Source organism: Streptomyces sp. enrichment culture (assembly GCF_964273145.1).
GTDB lineage: Bacteria > Actinomycetota > Actinomycetes > Streptomycetales > Streptomycetaceae > Streptomyces.
Map to the genome: position 1 here is coordinate 6,159,307 of NZ_OZ186873.1, position 18,590 is coordinate 6,177,896.

An 18,590-nucleotide genomic window follows, 5' to 3' on the forward strand; every position below is an offset into this window, starting at 1 on the left:
GGTGTCACGGGCACAGCTTGATGTCGCGCCCGTCGTTGTCCCTCGCCTCGTCGTTCCCCCAGCGCTGGAGGTGGTAAGCGGAGACGTAGGCGCGGCCCGTGCCGCCCGGTGCAACCTCGTCGAGGTCGGTGAGCAGCCACCAGTGGTTGTACGAGCCGCCGACCCGCACCTCCTCACCCCACTTCTTGCACAGGACGTAGTTGGTGCCCGCGAACAGCCTGCCCTGGGGGGCGCAGCGCGGACTGCCGTCGCCGACGCAGTCGACGTACGCGTAGCCGGTGGCGTCGGCGAAGGTGTCCACCCAGTACCTGGCCGGTTCGACGCCCCCGCCGTCGCATGCGTTGGTGCTGGTGACGTGGGGGAACGGCCCGGCGGGGGAGAGGTGGTACTCGATGCCCTGGATCACCGGGTACACCATCTCGTCCGTCTCGCCGTCGTTGTCGCCGTTGCTGTCGTACAGCTGCTCGTAGTGCAGGTGGGCCGCGGAGGTCCCCACCAGTCCGAGCCGCCCGACCGGAGCGCCGGAGGCGACCTGCTGTCCGAGGCGCACGTCGATGCGGTCCATGTGCAGGTACACCGTGAACCACCCGCCGCCGTGGTTGATTTCGAGACCGCCGGGCTCGAAGAACTCGGTGACCGTGCCGGCGGCCGAGGCGACCACCTGCGCGCCGAGGGTCTGCCCGCCGACGCGGTACATGTCGAGCTTCTTGTCGTCGGGGTCGTGCCCCGCGTACGTCTGCAGCTGCCAGGTCTGCTGGCAGGGGAAGGGAAGCCGGAAGTCGGGCCGGGCCGCGGCGGCCTCGGCGTCCGCGGGCGCGGCGGCCACCGGGGCCGCCCCGGAGACCGTCCAGAGCCCGAACAGGGCGAGCACCGCCAGCACGGCGCGGACGGCTCTGCGCACCGGCGGCCGCGACGGGTGCCTGCCGAGGGGGAGAAGCATGGGGATCCTCCTTGTCCGCCCGGCACCGTGCCGGACGGTCGATCCGTACGGTGCCTCAGGAGACCGACCGGCGGACTCCGGGATGTTCCGGGGTGTCAGCACTGGCGGCTGACGTTGCCGGTCTCGTCGCCCTTGAGGTAGATCGCGCTGACATAGCCGACCCCGCCGGCCCGCAGCGGCAGCTCGACCCACTTGTCGTTGGTGTAGCCCTCGGCCGTGACGGTCTGGCCGACCTTCCAGCAGTTCGCCGGGTACGTCTCGTTCGCGTGGACCGTGCTGACCACGCCGCACCCCGTCGACGCGCACGAACGCACGTTGGCCTGCGTCCACGCCGTCACCGTCGTCTGACCGCCCCCGCCGTCCTCCGGCTGGAAGGTGACGTCCACCCAGTCGTTGTCGGTCATGCCCAGGCCGTCCCAGAAGGTGCCGTCGGCGACGTCGATGCCCGCGGGATTGGCGACCCGGCGGCCGAACTCGTCCAGGCCGCCGTTGTAGCCGTTCTGGTACGCCGCCTGGGCCTGGGGGGTGCCCTGGGGCAGGTCGCGCCACATCTCGCGCTGGGCGGACGGGTTCCAGTAGTCGTCCCGGGTGTTCCACGGCCCGACGTCCCACACCGGTGCCGTCTCGCAGCGGCCCTTGTAGCACAGCCGCACCCGGTACTCGCGGCCGCCGTTGCTCGCCAGCATGCGGCGCGAGGGCAGGGCGACGAAGTGGTCACGCGGCTGGATGACGTGGCCGTTCGCCGTGGTGTGCCCGACCAGCCCCTCACGGGTGGCGAAGAGGCGGTAGGTGACGGCGGTGGCGCCCGCGGTCCCCATGGCTCCCGTCCCAGGCGCGGTCCTGGGCTGCTCGGCGTCGGCGTGGACGACGAGGCCCGACACGGAGGGGGCCTCGCCGCTGCCCGGCCGGCCGTGGAACGTCAGCCGGACCTGGAGCACCGAGACGGCTTCCGGCAGTCGCACCCTCCCCTCCCGGTCGACCGTGCTCCACTGCGTCCAGGTGTCGGGGTGGCTGCTGCCGCGCACCTCCGTCAGCAGGGCCGTCCCGGCCGGGACCTCGGCCTCCTGCCGGACGGTGAAGGCCGAGGCCTGGCGGCCCAGGCTCCGCACGGGCGAGGTGTAGACGGCGTAGGAGGCGCCGGGCGCGGAGTGCGTCCGGACGTCGGCGCTGCCGGCGGTGATGCCGCCCGCGCGGTGCGCGATGTTGTGCTGGTCACTGTCCCGGCTGGTCAGGTCGATCCGCCAGCTGCCGCGGACGGACCGGTCGGCGGCGGTCTCGGCCGGTACTCCGGCGGCGACGGCGGTGGCCGGCGGCAGACTCGCCATCACCACCAGGACGCACAGGCTCCTGACGAGCCTGCGGACGGTCGGTCTCATACGGATTCCCGGGGTCGAATGGTCGGTGGGTGTCGTACCAACCCCTATCCGGGTCGCGGCCCCGCCGTCCCTCCGGAACGTTCCGGGTGACTCCGGCCGCCGCCCCCGGCGTACGTTCCTGCCGTCGTTCCGCGGACGTGATCGTCGCGGTACAGAAACCACAGGGGGAAAGGAAGCACCCGTGCGTCTCAGACTGTTCGGATCCCATCTGCGCGCCGGCCTCACGGCCGTCGCCGCCCTGTCCCTGCCCCTCATGGCGGCGGCCCCCGGACAGGCGGCCCCGTCCGCGGCCACCGCCTCCCCGTCCGCCGCCGCGGCCTTCACGGGCGCCTGCCCGGCCGCCGGCACCGTCACCCAGTGGTACCACAGCGGTCACGACGGCATCGACATCGCCAACAGCCTCGGGACGCCCATCTACGCCGTCGGCCCGGGCGAGGTCATCGCCTCCGGCCCGGCACAGGGCTACGGCCAGTGGATCCGCATCCTGCACCCCGATGGCACGGTGACCGAGTACGGCCACATGTACCACCGGGACGTCAGCGTCGGGCAGCAGGTGTCGGCCGGCCAGCGCATCGCCCTGATGGGCAGTGAGGGCGAGTCCACCGGCGTCCACCTCCACCTCCGAGTCCGCACTTCGACCTCCACCTCCGTACGCGGCATCGACCCCGTCCCGTACCTCCGCGACCGGGGCGTCGGCGTGCCGTGCACACCCGGCGGCGGGGGAGGTCAGACGACGGTGACGGCGTGGACGCAGGCCAACGTGCGTTCGTGCGCGTCGACGGGGTGCGGCGTGGTCAGCACGGTCCACGCGAACGAGACGTACCCGGCGAACTGCTGGAAGGTCGGCCAGACCGTCACGGCCGAGGGCTACACCAACGACAAGTGGGTCGAGCTGCCGCTGCGGGCCGGCGGGGTCGGCTATGTCAGCGCGATCTACCTCAAGGGCGACGAGACCGGCAACGTCAGCCGCCAGTGCTGACACCCCGGGACACGCGGGCGGAGAGGACACGGGAGGCCGGATGGCACTCGGACGGCTGGGATGGGCGCTCGGCGCGGTGGTGTGCGCGGGCGTGCTGGTGGTGGTCGTCCTGACCGCCGGGGCCGGAGGGACGACTGCCGGCCCCGCGCCGGCGGGGAAGCCGGCACCGACCGGCTCCGGCCCGCCGCGGAGCCCGACGGACGAGGAGAAGGACGTCCTCCACCAGGCCGAACAGCTGCTGATCAGGGACTGCATGGCCGAGCAGGGCTTCCGCTACTGGCCCGCTCCCCGGCTGCCCTCGCCGGACTACCGCGAGTTCCCCTACGTGGTGGACGACGCGGAGTGGGCCGCGGAGCACGGCTACGGCCGGGAGCTGGAGGACCGCCAGAAGCGGCGCTGGGACGAGATGGGGGTGAGGAAGTACCTGAACGGGCTCTCCGCGGCACGGAAGACCGCGTACACCGAGGCCCTCCACGGGCCGGAGAGCGATGCGCCGCTCAAGGCCGAGGTCGCCATGGGCGGGGCCTTCACCCACAGCGACCAGGGCTGCACCGTGGAAGCCTGGCGCGGCCTCTACGGAGACGTCCGCGCCTGGTACCGCTCGATCCAGATGGTGAACAGCCTGCCGGGCGTCCGGGCGGGCCGGGTCGCCGGGGAAGCGGACTTCCGGACCGACCTGGCGGCATGGCGGAGCTGCATGAGGCAGCGCGGCCATACCGCCGAGAACCCCTCGGAGCTGCGCCGGGTCCGCTTCCTGGACACGGGCCGCGGAGCCCGGGCGAAGGACGTGGCGGCGGCCACGGCGGAGGCCCGATGCGCCCGCACCAGCGGACTCGCCGCGACGGCCGAGCGGCTGGACGAGCACTACCGGGACGTCGAGTACCGCGAACACCGGTCGGCGTTCGACACGGCCCGGCGTCTGCAGTTGGAGGCGCTGCCCACAGCTCGCGATGTGGTCGGCCGGGGCTGACATCGCGCGTGAGACCGAACACTCCGGCACTTCCGAAGGAACCGACGAAAGGGAACGACGACACCATGACAAAGATCCGCGCCGCTCTGCTCGGTACCGTCATGGCCGCCGCGGCGATCATCGCCGCGCCCGGCATCGCCCAGGCGGACGGCGGTTGCAACACCGGTGAGTTCTGCGCCTACGCGGACGAGACCGGCCAGACCTACCGCTCCTCGGCGAACAGCGTCGACTGGCCCGACTACATCCAGAACAGGGTGGACTGGGTGCAGAACCTGGGCACCAGTGGCTACCCCGCCCAGGTGAACATCTACTACAACGAGCACTACCGGAGCGCGTACGCCTGCCTGGGACAGGGCCACACGTGGAACCTGCGCGGCGGGGACTACAAGTTCAACTGGACGAGCGGTTACACCAGTGGTCACAACGAACAAGTGCACGACAACGCCGCCGCCCACAAGTGGGTCTGGGGCTGCGGCAACAACACCTGACCGATCCACGGTCGCCATCGGGGCGCACCGGCTTCCGCCGGTGCGCCCCCGGCCATGGGCGAGGGCGATCCCGAAGCGCCCGGACCACCCGTCCCTTCGCGCACCGCGGCGGTACGAGGCGTTCCCGGACCACCGGGGCGCCGATGAGGCGTTCCGGAACGCCAGTGGCCGGCTCGACGCCTACGCCAACTCGCTCTACCGCTCCGTCGAGAACCACCTGGACGGCCAGACTCTCGCCGCTCGCCTCGACGCCGCCGACAGCATCCGGTTCCTGCCCGAGCCGCTCCTCGCTCTCGACCGCCGTCCCCGCTCATACGACAAGTACCTCGAGTGGGAGCTCGACCGGCATCGCTGCCGGGTCGGGACACAGACGCGCTGCCGCGTCCTGTGGACCGCATCTCGGCAGCAGGCGACGTAGCCCTGCGGGTCTGTGTAGCGAACGGTGGAACTCGGTCGGTCTTTTCAGCGGCGTCCGGCGGTACCCCGGCCGGGTCCAGGACGGCCCCGGGTCCGCCCGCGCCGCAGCCGCGCCGCGAGTCGGTCCGCCCCGGAGCCCGGCGCGGACCGGCGGCGGGTGTCGGCGGCCCTACCGCGCGGGCCCGCGCGCGTGCACCGCGCGGCTCAGGCGCCGCCCCAGGAGCAGGTAGCCGGCCAGCGCACCCGTGGTGTTGAGGATGACGTCGTCGACGTCGAAGGCCCGCCCGGTGACCAGCGCGCCCTGGGCGGACTCCACCAGCAGCATGACCAAGGCGGCCGGCAGCAGGACGCGCAGCACCCCCCGGGTCCGCGGGGCGACGACCGGGACCAGTACGCCGAAGGGGACGCCGAGCAGCAGGTTCCCGCCGATCTGCTGGGCGGCGTCGCGCAGCGCCGGCTGGTCCAGGTACGCCCGCAGCGAGCGGCCCGGGTGCAGGTTGGTGTGGGTCAGTGGCTCCGAGGCGGGGGAGGGGGACAGGGTGAGCCGTGCCAGGACCACCGCGAACGCCACCATGAACACGAACGCGCACACCATCGCGAGCAGCCGCAGGGGCAGCGGCAGCGGGCGCCGTTCGGGCCGGGCGGGAGCCTTCGCCCCGGCGGCGCGGGGGCGCCGCGGGGAACGCGGCCAGGGGAGTGCACGGGCCATGGGTGTCCTCCAGTCGTCGGCTTGCCTGCGTGAGAAGGGGGCCGGCGCGCTCAGGCCCCGCTTTTGGGCCCGTACGTCACCCGCACCTCCTTGAAGCCCAGGGAGTGCAGGAGCCCCTGCAGCATGCCGGTGGTGTTGCTCTCGGCGCGCGCGGTGAGCTCGCTGTCCCGCGCCGCGTCGGCGATGTGCCGCGCGGCGAGTTTCTGCACCGCCTGTTCGCTGTTCGGATTGTCCGAGAACAGGTCGCCGAGCCGGTCCAGCAGGCCGCGCTGCTTGGAGACGGCGTAGGAGCGCTCGGGGTCCAGGGCCGGGGTGCCGAGCGCGGCGCGCGGCAGCCGCAGCGTGGCCGACGTGCGGTCCTCGTCCACCGTCACGTCGTCCGCGCCGACCTCGCCGAGGTCCACGTAGGCGTCGACCGTGCCCGCGCCGATGTACAGGGTGCGGGTGCCCCGGACCGCGTCCGGCAGGTAGGGGGTGTCCTTCTCCAGGTCCACGACGACCTGGAAGTTCCCGGACGCGGCCTCGTAGCGGCTGAGGTCCCGGACGGACTTCAGCAGCGCGGGGCCCGAGCGGTCGTGGGTCTCGGTGCCGAAGACGTCCCTCAGGCCGGGGACCAGGCTCAGCCGGAGGACGGCGAACAGGACGGCGAGTACCAGTACGGACACGGCCAGCGCCTTCGCCCAGCCGGGCATCCGCCCGGACGGGCGCCTGACGGGAGTCGTCATGCGAGGGCCCTCCTTTCCCCTGTCCGGATGCCCCCGCATGTGCCCCCGCAGACAAGGGACTTGGGCCCGGAGGCACACGGCCCGGGCACGGTCCGGCGCGGCGCCCGCGGCACCCGGTCGCCCGGCCCTCCGGGAGCGGGACCCCACGCCCCACTGCGTGCCTTCGGCGTGCCGGGCCGCCCGCCCCTGCGCCGGTGGCGTGATGTGCGGGACGATTCCGGGGAACCGGCGTGTGCGAAAGTTCCCGGGGTGGGAGGGAACACGGACGGCGGCCGTCACGGCGCACCCGCGCGGAGGCGCCGCGACCGGGTTTGCGGCGCCGGCGCCATGAGGCCCCGGCCCGACATGATCACGCGAGGAGCGGTTCGTGCGAGACATCGCCGTGTTCAGCGGTAGCGCCCACCCCGACCTGGCCGAGGAGGTCTGCGCGCACCTCGGAGTCCCGCTCAGTCCCACCCGGGTGAGCCGGTTCGCCAACGACTGCCTGGAGGTGCAGCTCCAGGCCAACTGCCGGGAACGGGACGTCTTCCTCATCCAGCCGCTGGTCCGGCCGGTGCAGGAGCACCTCGTCGAGCTGCTGCTGATGTGCGACGCGGCCCGCGGGGCGTCGGCGAGCCGCATCACCGTCGTCATGCCGCACTACTCCTACGCCCGCTCCGACAAGAAGGACGCGCCCCGCATCTCCCTGGGCGGGCGCCTGGTCGCGGACCTGCTGGTGACGGCGGGCGCGAGCCGGGTGCTCGCCATGACGCTGCACGCGCCGCAGGTGCACGGCTTCTTCTCGGTGCCCGTCGACCACCTGCACGCGCTGCGCGAACTGGCCGCCCACTTCCGGCGCTACGACCTCTCCCGCACCACCGTCGTCTCACCGGACCTCGGCAACGCCAAGGAGGCCGCCGCGTTCGCCCGGATGATCGGCGCCGAGGTGGCCGCGGGCGCCAAACAGCGCCACGCCGACGACCGGGTGACCATCACCTCCGTGATCGGCGACGTGGCCGGGCGGGACGTCATCGTGCTCGACGACGAGATCGCCAAGGGCAGCACCGTCCTGGAACTCCTGGACCGGCTGCGGGAGGCGGGTCCGCGTTCGATCCGCGTCGCCTGCACCCACGGGCTGTTCGCGGCGGGCGCGCTCAAACGGCTGAGCGAGCAGCCGGACGTGCGGGAGATCGTGTGCACCAACACCGTCCCGGTCCCGGCCGACCACCACACGGACAAGCTCCGGGTCCTGTCCATCGCGCCCGCGCTGGCGGAAGCCGTACGGCGGATCCACAACGGCGAGTCCGTCAGCGCCCTGTTCGACGGGCCCCCCACCGCCTGACCGTTCACCGTCCGGCCGCTCCCGCCCGGCCGCTCAACGCGGCCCGGACACGGCCCCCGGCTGCTCCAGGGCCGTCTCCAGCGTCGGGCGCGGCGGCAGCAGCCGCGCCAGGCCGGTGGCGCGCAGGATGCGCAGCGTCAGGGCGTGGGTGCAGACCAGGTGCAGTTGCCCGCCGCGGTCCAGCACCCGTTGGCGGGCCCGGCACAGCAGCCGCAGGCCGGAGCAGTCGAGGAACTCGATCCGGCCGAGGTCGAGCACGATCCGGGCACCCGGCCGGCCGGTTTCGCGGTCCAGCCGCGGGGCGATCTCCGCCGCCGCGGCGATGTCGATCTCGCCGTGGAACTCCAGCACCGTGCACCCCCGCTCGCGGCGGACGCGCAGATGCCGGGCGGGCGGTGCGGGTTGGTGCCGCACGACGGCATCGCCTCCAGCCTGCTCCCCGGGCGGCGGGACCGGACGGACCCTCACCGCTCCTCCTCATTCCGCAAGTTACCCCCGAACGAGGGAATTTGAGCATGCTCGCTTGACATATGTCTTCGAATTACCGGCACATCTCGTCCGGCCTGCGGGGGAGGGGAGGGGTGAGGCCGGTGCCGCGCGCGGCACCGGCCCCGACGTCAGTCGACGACGAGAACCATCTTGCCCGTCGTACGGCCGGTCTCGCCCAGCGCGTGCGCCCGGGCGGCCTCGGACAGCGGGAAGGTCTGCGCGATCGTGGCGCGCAGCTGTCCGGACTCCACGAGGTCGGCGATCGCCCGCATGCCGCTGTGATCCGCGTCGACGAGCATCTCGACCGCCCGCACACCGAGCCGTTCGGCCTCCCGGGGGAACTCGTCCGACCCGCCCGGCAGGATCGACACCACGACGCCGCCCGGGCGCAGCACGCGCAACGAGCGGACGGCGGTGTCGCCGCCGATCGTGTCCAGCACGACGTCGACGTCCTTCACGGCCTCGGCGAAGTCCGTCTCCCGGTAGTCGACCGGCTCGTCCACGCCGATGGAGCGCAGGAAGTCGTGCTTGCCCGCGCTGGCGGTACCGATCACGTGCGCGCCGCGCGCCTTGGCGATCTGCACGGCCACGTGGCCCACTCCGCCGGCCGCCGCGTGGATCAGCACCCGCTGTCCCGGCCGGAGGTCCGCCCGCTCCACCAGCGCCTGCCACGCCGTCAGCGACACCAGCGGCAGCGCGCCCGCCTGGACGTGGTCGATCCCGGCCGGCCGGTGCGCCAGCGCGCGTACCGGGGCGATGACGTACTCGGCGTGCGAGCCGTGGCCGAACGGGTACGGCAGCATGCCGAAGACCTCGTCACCCGGCTGGAACATCGCCACCCCGATCCCGATCGCCTCGACCGTGCCGGCCACGTCCCAGCCGAGCACGAAGGGCGGCTCGCCCAGGAAGCCGCCGCTCGCGCGGTGCTTCCAGTCGGTCGGGTTGACGCCGGCGGCGCGCACCCGGACCAGCACCTCGTTCGGGCGCGGCGTGGGGCGCTCCAGCCTGATCTCCTTGAGGACCTCGGGGCCGCCGAGGGTGTCCTGACTGATGGCTCGCATGGTGTTCACGTTGCTCATGGTGTACCAGCCTGCCTCTGTCCGCTCGTTCAAGAGAATGGCATGACTGCCATCATTCGACAGGATCGGGCCAAGTACCGGGTGCTCCCGACTGCGCTGGTCCGCACGGTGATCCGCCGGTACCGCGCCTCCTGTCGGAGAGTGACGGAACCCTCACTTCCGTGGGCCTTCGAGATTGATCCTTTTTCGTTCGAACCCGATAAGGTTCCGATCGGCGCTGCGAGTTGACGCGTTTGCGACGGCTCCGCTCGCCCTGCGTACTCATGAGTGCGGTCCCCTTGCGCGCCCCCCTGATCGATCGTGTTGCTTCGAAGGATGCAGATGGAACTCGCCACTCCGCCACCTGCGGCGCGGGCCCCTGTCGCCTGGTACAGCTGGTGGCTGATGCCGCTGGGCCTGGGAGGCGGGACGGTAGCCGCCACATTTTTGAGCTCGGAGCGGATGACCGCGGCCGTCGCCGGCGTCACGGCGACGGCGGCCAGCGCCGTCTGCGTACGCCTCCTGCTCCGCTCCCAGGCCCGGCTGCGCCGCACGGAGCAGGTCTTCCGCACCTCGCAGGAGGAGACCGCGCGGCAGTGGCAGCGGCACGTGGCGGGCCTGGAGCGCGAGCTCGCCGCCGAGCGCACCGCCCGGGAGACGCAGCTGGCCGAGCAGGGCCGGTCGTACGAGACGCGGCTGGCCGAACAGGTCACGGCGTACGAAGCGCAGCTGGCCGAGCGGGACCGGGCGTTCCAGGAACAGGCCGCGTCCTACGAGGCCCGGCTGGCCGAGCAGGCCGAGACCGCGGGGGAGCGGCTGGCGCACCAGCTGGCCGCCGTGGCCCGGCTGGCCGACGAGCAGCTGCCCCAGGCGCTGGACCGGCTGCGCGCCGGCGACGCCATCGACGACATCCTGCCCACCGTCGAGCAGTGCGCCAAGGTCGGCGCCGACCTCCAGGCCGAACTGCGCAAGGTGCTGCGCACCGCCCTGATCGGCGTCGAGCGCGAACTGGACCGTTCGACCTCCGCGGAACAGGCCGTCATCAGCATCGGCAACCGCATCCACGTCCTGACCAGCAAGCTGCGCGGACGCCTGCACGAGATGCAGGGCGAGCACGGGCGGCTGCCCGCCGTCGCCCGGGGCCTGATGGAACTCGACCAGGCGATCGGCCCCGCCGACTGCCTGGCCGCCAGCATCGGCGTGCTCGGCGGCTCCGACCGTCCCGGCCGGCAGTGGCAGGAGCCGCAGCGCCTGCTGAGCGTGGTGCGCGGCGGCATCGGCCGCATCAAGGACTTCCAGCGCGTCCAGGTGCGCCACCTGCCCGAACTCGGCGTCGACGGCGGCCTCGTGGACCACCTCACGCTGATCTTCGCCCACCTGCTCGACAACGCGGCCCGCTACTCGCCGCCCACCGAGCCGGTGCTGGTCTCCGGCAAGGAGGTCCCCAACGGCGTCGGCATCGAGATCCAGGACTCCGGCAAGGGGCTGAGCGAGGAGAAGAAGCGCGAGGCCGAGCACGCCCTCGCGGGCACCGCGCCCGGCGCCGGCCTCGGCGGCATCACCGAGGATGCCAACATCGGCCTGCGGGTCGTCGGCATCCTCGCCCGCCGCTACGGCATCCGCGTCACCTTCACCGACTCCCCGTGGCTGGGCACCTCCGTGGTGGTCGTCGTACCGCACAAGTACTTCAGCCCGCTGCCGTCGGCCGCACCGGCCACCGCCACCGGTGCGGCGCAGACCGCCCCGGCCGTCCCGGCCGGCGGGCCGGCGACCGTCCCGGCCGACGCCGCCGTGGACACCACCCCCGGCGGACTGCCCCGGCGCAGGAGCCGCCGCGGCGACGACGACCGGTCCCGGCCGGCCGGGCGGCCCGGACGGAGCAGCGTCTTCGCCGTCCCGCCGGACGCCTCCTTCGCCGGCCTCGCCGCCTTCGCCACCGCCGGCCGTGACCCCGGCGCGGCGTCCGGAGGGGCCGGCGACCGCGACACGACCACCGGTGGCACGTCCACCGAGCACCGCACCGAAGAGAGCGACTAGTGCCATGACGTACCAGGGAACCGACGTGAGCTGGGCGCTCCGCGACCTCGTCGAGAGCATCCAGGAAATCCGCTTCGCCCTCGTCGCCTCCAGCGACGGCAAGGCCATCACCTCCTACGGAGCCGAGGACCCCGACGACGTCGACCGCTTCGCGGCCGTCGTGGCCGGTCTGCAGGCGCTGGCCCAGCCGGTCGCCGAGCAGTTCCCCGGCCACGCGGGACAGCTGCGGCTGGCGATGATCGAGGTCGACGGCGGCCACCTCTTCGTCGTCCGCGCCGGCGTCGAGACGTATCTCGGCGTCCTCGCCCGCGAGGGCCTGGACCAGGGCCTGCTCGGGCACCAGATGAGGGACCTGGCCCGCAGGATGGGCGAGCTGCTCGGCACCACGCCGCGCCTGGAGGAGCACTCTGGATGAGTGCTCCCCGCCGGCCGACGGACCCGTCCGGTCTCGAGCGCTACTACGTCCTCACGGGCGGGCGCAGCGGACCGGGCGGTTCGGCGTCGACCCTCGACGTGGCGACCCTCGTGGTCGCCCGCACCACCCCCTTACCGGGCATGCAGTACGAACACGCGGAGATCCTCCGGCGCTGCCGCGACCCGCTGTCGGTGGCCGAACTCGGCGCCCACCTCCACCTGCCCTTCAACATTCTCGCGGTGCTGCTGTCGGACCTGCTGGAGGCGGGCCGCATCGAGGCCCGCGACCCGATCCCGGCGCACGACGCCGGCCGCGGGCCCGACCTCGCGCTCCTTGAGGAGGTACTCAGTGGACTTGAACGGCTTTGACCGGCCCGGCCGGCCCCCGGCCGGCGGCACCCGCTCGGTCAAGGTGATGATCGCCGGCGGGTTCGGCACCGGGAAGACCACCATGGTCCGTTCGGTCAGCGACATCAGGCCGCTCACCACCGAGGAGACCCTCACCCAGGCCAGCGCCGACGTCGACCACCTCATCGGCGTCGCCGACAAGGCGCAGACCACGGTCAGCCTGGACTTCGGGAAGATCAGCCTCAACGACACGCTGATGCTCTACCTGTTCGGCACCCCGGGCCAGGAACGGTTCTGGTTCCTGTGGAACGGCCTGTTCAAGGGCGCGCTGGGCGCAGTCGTGCTGGTCGACACCCGGCGGCTGGCGTCCAGTTTCCGGGCGATCGAGGAGATGGAGCGGCAGAAGGTGCCCTTCGTCATCGCGCTCAACGTCTTCCCCGACTCCCGGGACTACCCCGTCGAGGAGATCCGGGACGCCCTGGACATCTCCCCCCACATCCCGGTCGTGTCGTTCGACGCGCGCGACCGGGCCTCCAGCCGTGACGTGCTCGTCACCCTCATACGCCACTTGAAGGACCGTCCGGCCGTCGCCCTGGAGCCCCGATGAACGACCAGACCCCACCCGACGCCGGCGCCGCCGGAAGCTGCCCCGTCGCCCACGGCGGCGCCCTGCGCCTGTACGGCTCCGAGGCGGCGACCGACCCGCACGGCCTCTACGCACGGCTGCGCAAGCAGTACGGCGCCGTCGCCCCGGTCCTGCTGGAGGGCGACGTCCCCGCCTGGCTGGTGCTCGGCTACCGCGAGAACCGCCGCGTGCTCGACAACCCCCTCCAGTTCAGCCGGGATTCGCGGATCTGGCGGGACTGGCGGGAGGGCCGCGTCGACGAGACCTCCCCCCTGATGCAGATGGTGGGCTGGCGGCCCGACTGCGTCTCGCAGGACGGGGAGCCGCACCAGCGGCTGCGCGCCGCGGTCACCGACAACCTCGGCGCCGTCGCCGGCCGGGGCATCCGCCGCCACGCCACCCACTTCGCGCACAAGCAGATCGACGCCTTCGCCGGCGCGGGCCGTGCCGACCTGGTGACCGACTTCGCCGAGTACCTGCCCATGCTGGTGCTCACCCGTGTCTTCGGGCTCGCCGAGGCGGAGGGGCGCACGCTGGCCGAGTCCAGCAACCTGGTGATCAAGGGCGGCGCGGACGCGCTCGCGCACAACGAGCGCATCGTGCGCATCCTCACCGAACTGGCCGCCCGCAAACGCGCGGAGCCGGCCTCCGACTTCACCACCGGGCTCATCGAGCACCACGCCGGCCTCGACGAGGACGAGATCGTCAACCACCTGCGTCTGGTGCTCATCACCGCCCACACCATGACCAGCAACCTGCTGGCCCGGGTGCTCGAGCTGGTCCTCACCGACGTCTCCTGGCTGTCCGGGCTGGTCAGCGGCCAGCTGGACCTCTCCACGGTGGTGGAGGAAGTGATGTGGAACAGGCCGCCGCTGGCCGTGCTGCCGGGGCGGTTCGCCACCGCCGACCTGGAGCTGGGCGGCCACCCGATCAGGAAGGGCGACCTGCTGGTGCTCGGCCTGGCGGCAGGCAACTCCGACCCGGAGATCCGCCCGGACGCCGGCGTCTCCGTCCAGGGCAACCAGTCCCACCTGGCCTTCAGCGCGGGCCCGCACGAGTGCCCCGGGCAGAACATCGGCCAGGCCATCATCGAGACCGCCGTCAACGTCCTGCTGCACCGCCTGCCGGGCCTGCGCCTGGCCGTGCCCCCGGAGGAACTCACCTCGACGGCCTCCACCTGGGAGTACCGCCTGGACAGTCTGCCGGTGGAGTTCGCCGCGTAGGCGCGTCGCCCGCGCGGGCCGGTGGGACGCCGGCCGCCGCACCGGCTCCGGCCCGTCCGGCCGGGGGCCCCGGCCGGACGGCAGCCCGCGTCACACCGTCAGCAGGTCGTCCACCGACCCCCGCCCGGCCAGCTCGGCCGTGGCCACCGGGCCCTCCTTCACCGCCGCGTAGCGGCCGGTGGTCAGCGCCCACTCGTAATTGCCGTTGATCCAGTGCCGGATGGCGTCCACGCCCATGTCCACGCGGGCCCGCTGCTCCGCGTCGAGCCCCAGTTCGTCGCACATGCGCGGCACGCGGGCCTCCAGGTCGAGGTACTCGCGCAGGCAGCCGGTCGTCATGCGGTACGCCTCGTCGGCGGCCTCCTGCCACGAGCAGCCCCGCTCGCGGCGCAGGACGGCGATGAGGTTGTGGCCGTCACCGCGGCGCCGCTCCCGCTCGAAGGAGTGGATGTCGTTCATGAATCCGATGGTGTCCGCGGCGAGATCCCGCATCCGCTCCATCAGCGGATGTGCCATCGCCTGCGCGGGCACCTCGAAACCGCGGCTGCGCTCCCCGGCGTCGATGCTGTGGTGGATGCCGACCGTCCGGCGCCGGAACGCGGTGTACTCCGCCACCCCCAGCGACCCGGCCAACCCCCGGGCTGCGAGATCGACCTCCTCGCAGTGCGCCGCCAGGAACCGTCCCCAGGAGGCGGCGAACCGCGTCCGCCAGGTCAGCGACATGCCCCGCGAGAGCTGCTCCCAGACCTCCGCCCAGGCCAGCGTGATGGGACAGGCCACCCGCGGCGGGGCGCCCGCCGGGCGCAGCGGGGTGACGATGAGCTCCCGGGCCACCTCCGCTATGCGGTCCGCGCGGTCGGGCCGCCCGGCGTCGAACTGGTCGTCGAAGAGGAAGGCCAGCGAGAACCAGTTCATCAACATGACCATGTCATCCGCCGAGGCGTACGGGTAGGTGCGGGCCGCGGCCTGCGCGAGGTCCCAGGACACGTACTCCTCGAACCCGGCCTGGCTGCGCACCAGTCCCCTCTCGCGCACCCAGCGCAGGTGGCGCTCACGCGCGTACGCCAGGTGCTCGCTGACGGGGGTGTCGAAGGGGAGGTCGAACCGGACGTCCTGCATGGGTTTCCTTTCGGGAGACGGACCGCAGAGCCCCCGCCCCTGCGCGCGGGTGGTCGTCCGACCGCCCGCATCTGTCGAACACTGCTTCGCGAGACGAAGATCGAATCGAAAAGCGGTACGAGGCTGCCCGGGCCGTAAACGATCTACACGGCGGTCCGTCGTGATCTCGATTACTGCTCGCGCCCCGGTCGCCGCGTAGGATCACCCGCTCCCCGCGCGCGTCGGCGCCCCGCGTTCCGGCGTCCGGCCGGAGGCCGGCGGCAGGAGCCACCCGTCGTCCGCGCCTGCCCGGACGGGGCGGCGGGGGTGGGCGAGGACGGCCGGGGTGTCCGCCGGGCGCCGGTGGCACCCCGCGCGGACGTCCCGCCGCCGGCCCGTGGTACGCGAGCGCCGGTGTGGCCGAAAGCCGCGGCAGGGGCCTGGTGTGACGCAGGGGGGAGCCGATACCGTCCCGGCAGGGCGCACCGGGGGACGCACCGCGACCGTTCGGCCCGGCCGGCTCCCCACCCGGCCGGTTCCCGCACCGCCGTCCCTCCGCCACGGCCGCTCGTGACCGGCACCGCCGGCGGGCCGGGGCCCGGCGCGCCCGCCGCCCATGGAAGCGCCACCGCCGTGCACGCGTCCTCGCTCCTGGAGCCCACATGTCGTTACGACGCCGCTGGACCGGTCCCCTCCTGCTCGCCGCGCTGCTGACCGCGCCGGCCTCCCCGCCGGCCGCGGCCGCCCCGCCGCCGCCCGCGGCGGCGCCCGTGGCCGCCACCGGCACCGCCCCGCCCCGCACGGAACCGGCGGGCACCACCTCCACGGTGCCCCTGCCGTCGCTCAGCGCGACCACCACCCAGGTCGCCTCCGGTCTGCGGCGGCCCACCGCCCTCGCCGCCCCCGACGACGGCACGGGCCGCCTGTTCGTCACCGAGAAACCCGGCACCGTCCGCGTCTACCACCCGGACACCGGCCTGGCCCGCACCCCGCTGGTCGACATCACCTCCGCCGTCGACGAATCGGGCAACGAGCGCGGCCTGCTCGGCGTCGCCCTCCCGCCCGACTTCGCGCGCAGCCAGGACGTGTACCTGGCGTACACCGCGCTGCCCGACGGCGCGGTCACCCTCGCCCGCTACCGGCTCGACGAGTCCCGCCTGGAGCCCCTGCTCTCCCAGCCGCACGCCGAGTACAGCAACCACAACGGCGGCCAGCTCGCCTTCGGCCCCGACGGCAAGCTGTACTGGAGCATCGGCGACGGCGGCGGCTCCGCGGACCCGCTGCGCGCCGGACAGCGGCTGGACACCCTGCTGGGCAAGATCCTGCGCATCGACGTCAGCCGTGCCTGCGGCGACCTGCCGTACTGCGTCCCCGAGGACAACCCGTTCGCCGGCAGGGCCGGCGCCCGCCCGGAGATCTGGCTGTACGGCCTGCGCAACCCCTGGCGGTTCTCCTTCGACCGCGCCGACGGCTCGCTGTGGATCGGCGACGTCGGACAGGGCCGCTGGGAGGAGGTCGACCACCTTGCGCCCGGCAGGGGCGGGCTGAACCTCGGCTGGTCCTGTCGCGAGGGCCTGGAGAAGTTCGAGGGCGGCCACTGCGTGCCCGGCGAGGAGTACACCGAGCCCGTCTTCACGTACTCCCCGTACACCGGCGGCTGTTCGGTCATCGGCGGCCACGTCTACCGCGGACGGGCGTACGCCGGTCTGGTCGGCGGCACGTACATCGCCACCGACTACTGCTCCTCCACGGTCTGGGCACTGCGCCCCGACGGCCGCGGCGGCTACGAGCAGGCCGAGATCGGGGAGATGCCCACCCAGGTGACGTCGATCGGCACCACGGTGGACGGGGAGTTCTACGTGGTCAACGACCTGCCCGGCGGTCTGCACCGGGTGTCGTTCGCACGCGAGGAACCGACCTGCCGCATCGACCGCACCGTGCGGAGCTGGGGCACCGGCACGACGGTCGACCTCACCGTCACCAACACCGGCAGCACACCGGTGAACGGCTGGACCCTGGAATTCCCGCTGGCCCTCGGGCAGCGGGTCGTCTCCGACTGGAACACCGACCTCACCCAGGGAAGCAACGTGATCACGGCGTCCAACGCCCCGCACAACGCCACGATCCCGCCGGGCGGCAGCGTCACCCTCGGCTACCTCGCCGACCACACCGGCGACGCCTCGGCGCCACCGCGGTTCACGCTCAACGGGGACGCCTGCGCCGTCGGCCGCTGAACCCGCCGCGTCCACCGAAGTGCCGGGCGGGAGCGCTCCCGAGCCGGGTGCCGGCCCGGCGCGGAACCGGAGGGCCGGACAGCCGCGGTCCGGTGCGTGCGGGGCGGTGGCCGGTGAGCGACTGAACCCGCCGGGCCGGGATATCCGCAAGATGACAGGGCGCGCGGCACAACGGCTCCGCGCCCCGGACCCTTCGGAGGAGACATGGCACTGGTCAAAACGGGCGTCGTGGTGCTCGACTGTGCCGAGCCCGAGAAACTCGCCGAGTTCTACAAGGTGCTGCTGGGCGCGCAGGAGACGGAGGCGACCGCCAACCGGGTGGAGATCAAGGGGGCCGACGGCTTCCGCATGGCGTTCCGGCGCGACATGAACGCGACCCCGCCGAGCTGGCCCCGGCCCGAGAACTCCCTCCAGGCCCACCTGGACTTCGTGGTGGAGGACCTGGACGAGGCGGAGCGCGGAGTCGTCGGGCTCGGCGGACGCCCGCTGGAGGCCAAGGACGCGGCCGGGCCGTACGAGGAGCGGGGGTTCGCCGACCCGGCGGGCCACTCCTTCACCCTGCGCCGCGTCGCGCCGACGGCACCCAAGCAGGGCTGAGCGGAGCCGTCGCCCGTCGTCCGCCGCCGTCCGTCACCCGGAGCACACGCCGTGGGCGCGGGGGCGACAGACCCCGCGCCCACGGCCGGGCGCGGCGCCGTCCGGGCCCCGCGGAGGAGGTCCGGACGGCCGCCTCGACGACGCGTCAGGCCCGGCCGCCCTCGTCCTTGGCCGGCCAGACCCCGGTCGAGCGGGCGACTGCCTTGGCCCCGGCGCGGTCCACGGCACTGCGCACCACGGCGAAGATGGCGCCCTGCACCGCGGACGCCAGCAGGATCTCGCCCCAGCCGCGGTCCGGGTCGAGCGCGTCCGGCGCGTCGTCCTCGTGCCGGAGCGCCTTCCACGTCTTGCGGAAGGCCAGGCTCGCCAGCGCGCCGCCCGCCCAGCCCAGCACGAATCCGACAGGCTGGTAGGCCAGGGGGAGTTTCTTCTTCTTGCTCTTGCCCACGTGGGTCTCCTCGTGTGTGCGATGGGTGTGGGGTGAGGGTGCGGTCGAGCGCACCGGCCGGACGCCGGATGCGCGGGTGTACGGAGCTGCGTCC

Annotated in this window: 19 protein-coding genes and 1 pseudogene; 12 read left to right on the plus strand and 8 right to left on the minus strand. The window is 73.2% G+C overall.

The genetic code is table 11. The features are described from left to right. Positions 1–4 precede the first annotated feature (4 nt). Positions 5–940 carry a M23 family metallopeptidase gene (locus ACSU6Z_RS27300; protein ID WP_437049597.1) on the minus strand — a complete coding sequence of 312 codons (936 nt, stop codon included), beginning with the start codon at positions 938–940 and terminating at the stop codon, positions 5–7. Between the two features lie 95 nt (positions 941–1,035). After that, a complete protein-coding gene (locus tag ACSU6Z_RS27305) occupies positions 1,036–2,316 on the minus strand; it encodes an SH3 domain-containing protein (protein WP_437049599.1) in 1,281 nt (426 codons plus the stop codon). Positions 2,317–2,497: 181 nt separating this feature from the next. Here ACSU6Z_RS27305 and ACSU6Z_RS27310 point away from each other — a divergent pair, with 181 nt between their 5' ends. The 4 genes and pseudogenes from ACSU6Z_RS27310 to ACSU6Z_RS27325 form a co-directional block, all read left to right on the plus strand. Then, complete coding sequence (locus ACSU6Z_RS27310) at positions 2,498–3,295, plus strand: peptidoglycan DD-metalloendopeptidase family protein (RefSeq protein ID WP_437049600.1); 798 nt, start codon at positions 2,498–2,500, stop codon at positions 3,293–3,295. A gap of 40 nt (positions 3,296–3,335) precedes the next feature. Then, complete coding sequence (locus ACSU6Z_RS27315) at positions 3,336–4,265, plus strand: hypothetical protein (protein ID WP_437049601.1); 930 nt, start codon at positions 3,336–3,338, stop codon at positions 4,263–4,265. A gap of 65 nt (positions 4,266–4,330) precedes the next feature. After that, a complete protein-coding gene (locus ACSU6Z_RS27320; RefSeq protein ID WP_437049602.1) occupies positions 4,331–4,753 on the plus strand; it encodes a hypothetical protein in 423 nt (140 codons plus the stop codon). Positions 4,754–4,889: 136 nt separating this feature from the next. Beyond that, positions 4,890–5,179: pseudogene (locus ACSU6Z_RS27325) on the plus strand (hypothetical protein); the annotation flags it as partial. Positions 5,180–5,339: 160 nt separating this feature from the next. On the opposite strand, the gene ACSU6Z_RS27330 reads toward ACSU6Z_RS27325, so the two are convergent. Both ACSU6Z_RS27330 and ACSU6Z_RS27335 read right to left on the minus strand, forming a co-directional pair. Continuing rightward, positions 5,340–5,879, minus strand: a complete 540-nt coding sequence (locus tag ACSU6Z_RS27330; protein ID WP_437049604.1) for a VanZ family protein — start codon at positions 5,877–5,879, stop codon at positions 5,340–5,342. Positions 5,880–5,929: 50 nt separating this feature from the next. Further along, positions 5,930–6,604, minus strand: coding sequence for a DUF4230 domain-containing protein (locus ACSU6Z_RS27335; RefSeq protein WP_437049605.1), 675 nt, complete (start codon positions 6,602–6,604; stop codon positions 5,930–5,932). Between the two features lie 367 nt (positions 6,605–6,971). Between ACSU6Z_RS27335 and ACSU6Z_RS27340 the strand changes: the two genes are divergently transcribed. After that, the gene (locus ACSU6Z_RS27340) at positions 6,972–7,925 is read left to right on the plus strand and encodes a ribose-phosphate diphosphokinase (RefSeq protein WP_437049607.1); all 954 of its coding nucleotides are present in this window, start codon (positions 6,972–6,974) and stop codon (positions 7,923–7,925) included. A gap of 33 nt (positions 7,926–7,958) precedes the next feature. Here the strand turns inward: ACSU6Z_RS27340 and ACSU6Z_RS27345 are convergent, their stop codons facing one another. Then, entirely contained in the window at positions 7,959–8,339 is a 381-nt protein-coding gene (locus ACSU6Z_RS27345; protein ID WP_437049609.1) for an anti-sigma factor antagonist, read from the minus strand. 203 nt (positions 8,340–8,542) lie between these two features. Continuing rightward, positions 8,543–9,493, minus strand: coding sequence for an NADP-dependent oxidoreductase (locus ACSU6Z_RS27350; RefSeq protein WP_437049611.1), 951 nt, complete (start codon positions 9,491–9,493; stop codon positions 8,543–8,545). A 321-nt stretch (positions 9,494–9,814) separates the two neighbouring features. On the opposite strand from ACSU6Z_RS27350, the gene ACSU6Z_RS27355 reads away from it, so the two are divergent. From ACSU6Z_RS27355 to ACSU6Z_RS27375, 5 genes are read left to right on the plus strand one after another with little or no spacing between them, the layout of a single operon-like run. After that, entirely contained in the window at positions 9,815–11,509 is a 1,695-nt protein-coding gene (locus ACSU6Z_RS27355) for an ATP-binding protein (RefSeq protein WP_437049613.1), read from the plus strand. Between the two features lie 4 nt (positions 11,510–11,513). Continuing rightward, positions 11,514–11,924: a roadblock/LC7 domain-containing protein gene (locus tag ACSU6Z_RS27360; RefSeq protein WP_029384842.1), complete on the plus strand. Its 411-nt coding sequence runs from the start codon at positions 11,514–11,516 to the stop codon at positions 11,922–11,924. After that, positions 11,921–12,292, plus strand: a complete 372-nt coding sequence (locus tag ACSU6Z_RS27365) for a DUF742 domain-containing protein (protein ID WP_437049614.1) — start codon at positions 11,921–11,923, stop codon at positions 12,290–12,292. Before ACSU6Z_RS27360 ends, ACSU6Z_RS27365 begins: the two co-directional genes overlap by 4 nt. After that, entirely contained in the window at positions 12,273–12,878 is a 606-nt protein-coding gene (locus tag ACSU6Z_RS27370) for a GTP-binding protein (protein ID WP_437049616.1), read from the plus strand. The genes ACSU6Z_RS27365 and ACSU6Z_RS27370 overlap by 20 nt, the downstream gene beginning before the upstream one ends. Then, complete coding sequence (locus tag ACSU6Z_RS27375; protein ID WP_437049618.1) at positions 12,875–14,119, plus strand: cytochrome P450; 1,245 nt, start codon at positions 12,875–12,877, stop codon at positions 14,117–14,119. Before ACSU6Z_RS27370 ends, ACSU6Z_RS27375 begins: the two co-directional genes overlap by 4 nt. 90 nt (positions 14,120–14,209) lie before the next feature. Here the strand turns inward: ACSU6Z_RS27375 and ACSU6Z_RS27380 are convergent, their stop codons facing one another. Continuing rightward, complete coding sequence (locus ACSU6Z_RS27380) at positions 14,210–15,238, minus strand: 7-epi-alpha-eudesmol synthase (protein WP_437049620.1); 1,029 nt, start codon at positions 15,236–15,238, stop codon at positions 14,210–14,212. 641 nt (positions 15,239–15,879) lie between these two features. Between ACSU6Z_RS27380 and ACSU6Z_RS27385 the strand changes: the two genes are divergently transcribed. Both ACSU6Z_RS27385 and ACSU6Z_RS27390 read left to right on the plus strand, forming a co-directional pair. After that, positions 15,880–17,451 carry a PQQ-dependent sugar dehydrogenase gene (locus ACSU6Z_RS27385; protein ID WP_437049621.1) on the plus strand — a complete coding sequence of 524 codons (1,572 nt, stop codon included), beginning with the start codon at positions 15,880–15,882 and terminating at the stop codon, positions 17,449–17,451. 204 nt (positions 17,452–17,655) lie between these two features. Beyond that, positions 17,656–18,048, plus strand: coding sequence for a VOC family protein (locus ACSU6Z_RS27390; protein WP_437049622.1), 393 nt, complete (start codon positions 17,656–17,658; stop codon positions 18,046–18,048). Between the two features lie 145 nt (positions 18,049–18,193). On the opposite strand, the gene ACSU6Z_RS27395 is transcribed toward ACSU6Z_RS27390, so the two are convergent. Continuing rightward, entirely contained in the window at positions 18,194–18,496 is a 303-nt protein-coding gene (locus tag ACSU6Z_RS27395; RefSeq protein WP_437049624.1) for a DUF4235 domain-containing protein, read from the minus strand. Between the last annotated feature and the right edge of the window lie 94 nt (positions 18,497–18,590).

Excerpts from the sequence above, each read along its gene's own strand:
- ACSU6Z_RS27300 (WP_437049597.1), bottom strand. The coding sequence starts at position 940 with ATGCTTCTCCCCCTCGGCAGGCACCCGTCGCGGCCGCCGGTGCGCAGA.
- ACSU6Z_RS27305 (WP_437049599.1), bottom strand. The coding sequence starts at position 2,316 with ATGAGACCGACCGTCCGCAGGCTCGTCAGGAGCCTGTGCGTCCTGGTG.
- ACSU6Z_RS27315 (WP_437049601.1), top strand. The coding sequence starts at position 3,336 with ATGGCACTCGGACGGCTGGGATGGGCGCTCGGCGCGGTGGTGTGCGCG.
- ACSU6Z_RS27320 (WP_437049602.1), top strand. The coding sequence starts at position 4,331 with ATGACAAAGATCCGCGCCGCTCTGCTCGGTACCGTCATGGCCGCCGCG.
- ACSU6Z_RS27330 (WP_437049604.1), bottom strand. The coding sequence starts at position 5,879 with ATGGCCCGTGCACTCCCCTGGCCGCGTTCCCCGCGGCGCCCCCGCGCC.
- ACSU6Z_RS27335 (WP_437049605.1), bottom strand. The coding sequence starts at position 6,604 with ATGACGACTCCCGTCAGGCGCCCGTCCGGGCGGATGCCCGGCTGGGCG.
- ACSU6Z_RS27350 (WP_437049611.1), bottom strand. The coding sequence starts at position 9,493 with ATGAGCAACGTGAACACCATGCGAGCCATCAGTCAGGACACCCTCGGC.
- ACSU6Z_RS27355 (WP_437049613.1), top strand. The coding sequence starts at position 9,815 with ATGGAACTCGCCACTCCGCCACCTGCGGCGCGGGCCCCTGTCGCCTGG.
- ACSU6Z_RS27360 (WP_029384842.1), top strand. The coding sequence starts at position 11,514 with ATGACGTACCAGGGAACCGACGTGAGCTGGGCGCTCCGCGACCTCGTC.
- ACSU6Z_RS27365 (WP_437049614.1), top strand. The coding sequence starts at position 11,921 with ATGAGTGCTCCCCGCCGGCCGACGGACCCGTCCGGTCTCGAGCGCTAC.
- ACSU6Z_RS27375 (WP_437049618.1), top strand. The coding sequence starts at position 12,875 with ATGAACGACCAGACCCCACCCGACGCCGGCGCCGCCGGAAGCTGCCCC.
- ACSU6Z_RS27380 (WP_437049620.1), bottom strand. The coding sequence starts at position 15,238 with ATGCAGGACGTCCGGTTCGACCTCCCCTTCGACACCCCCGTCAGCGAG.
- ACSU6Z_RS27385 (WP_437049621.1), top strand. The coding sequence starts at position 15,880 with ATGTCGTTACGACGCCGCTGGACCGGTCCCCTCCTGCTCGCCGCGCTG.
- ACSU6Z_RS27390 (WP_437049622.1), top strand. The coding sequence starts at position 17,656 with ATGGCACTGGTCAAAACGGGCGTCGTGGTGCTCGACTGTGCCGAGCCC.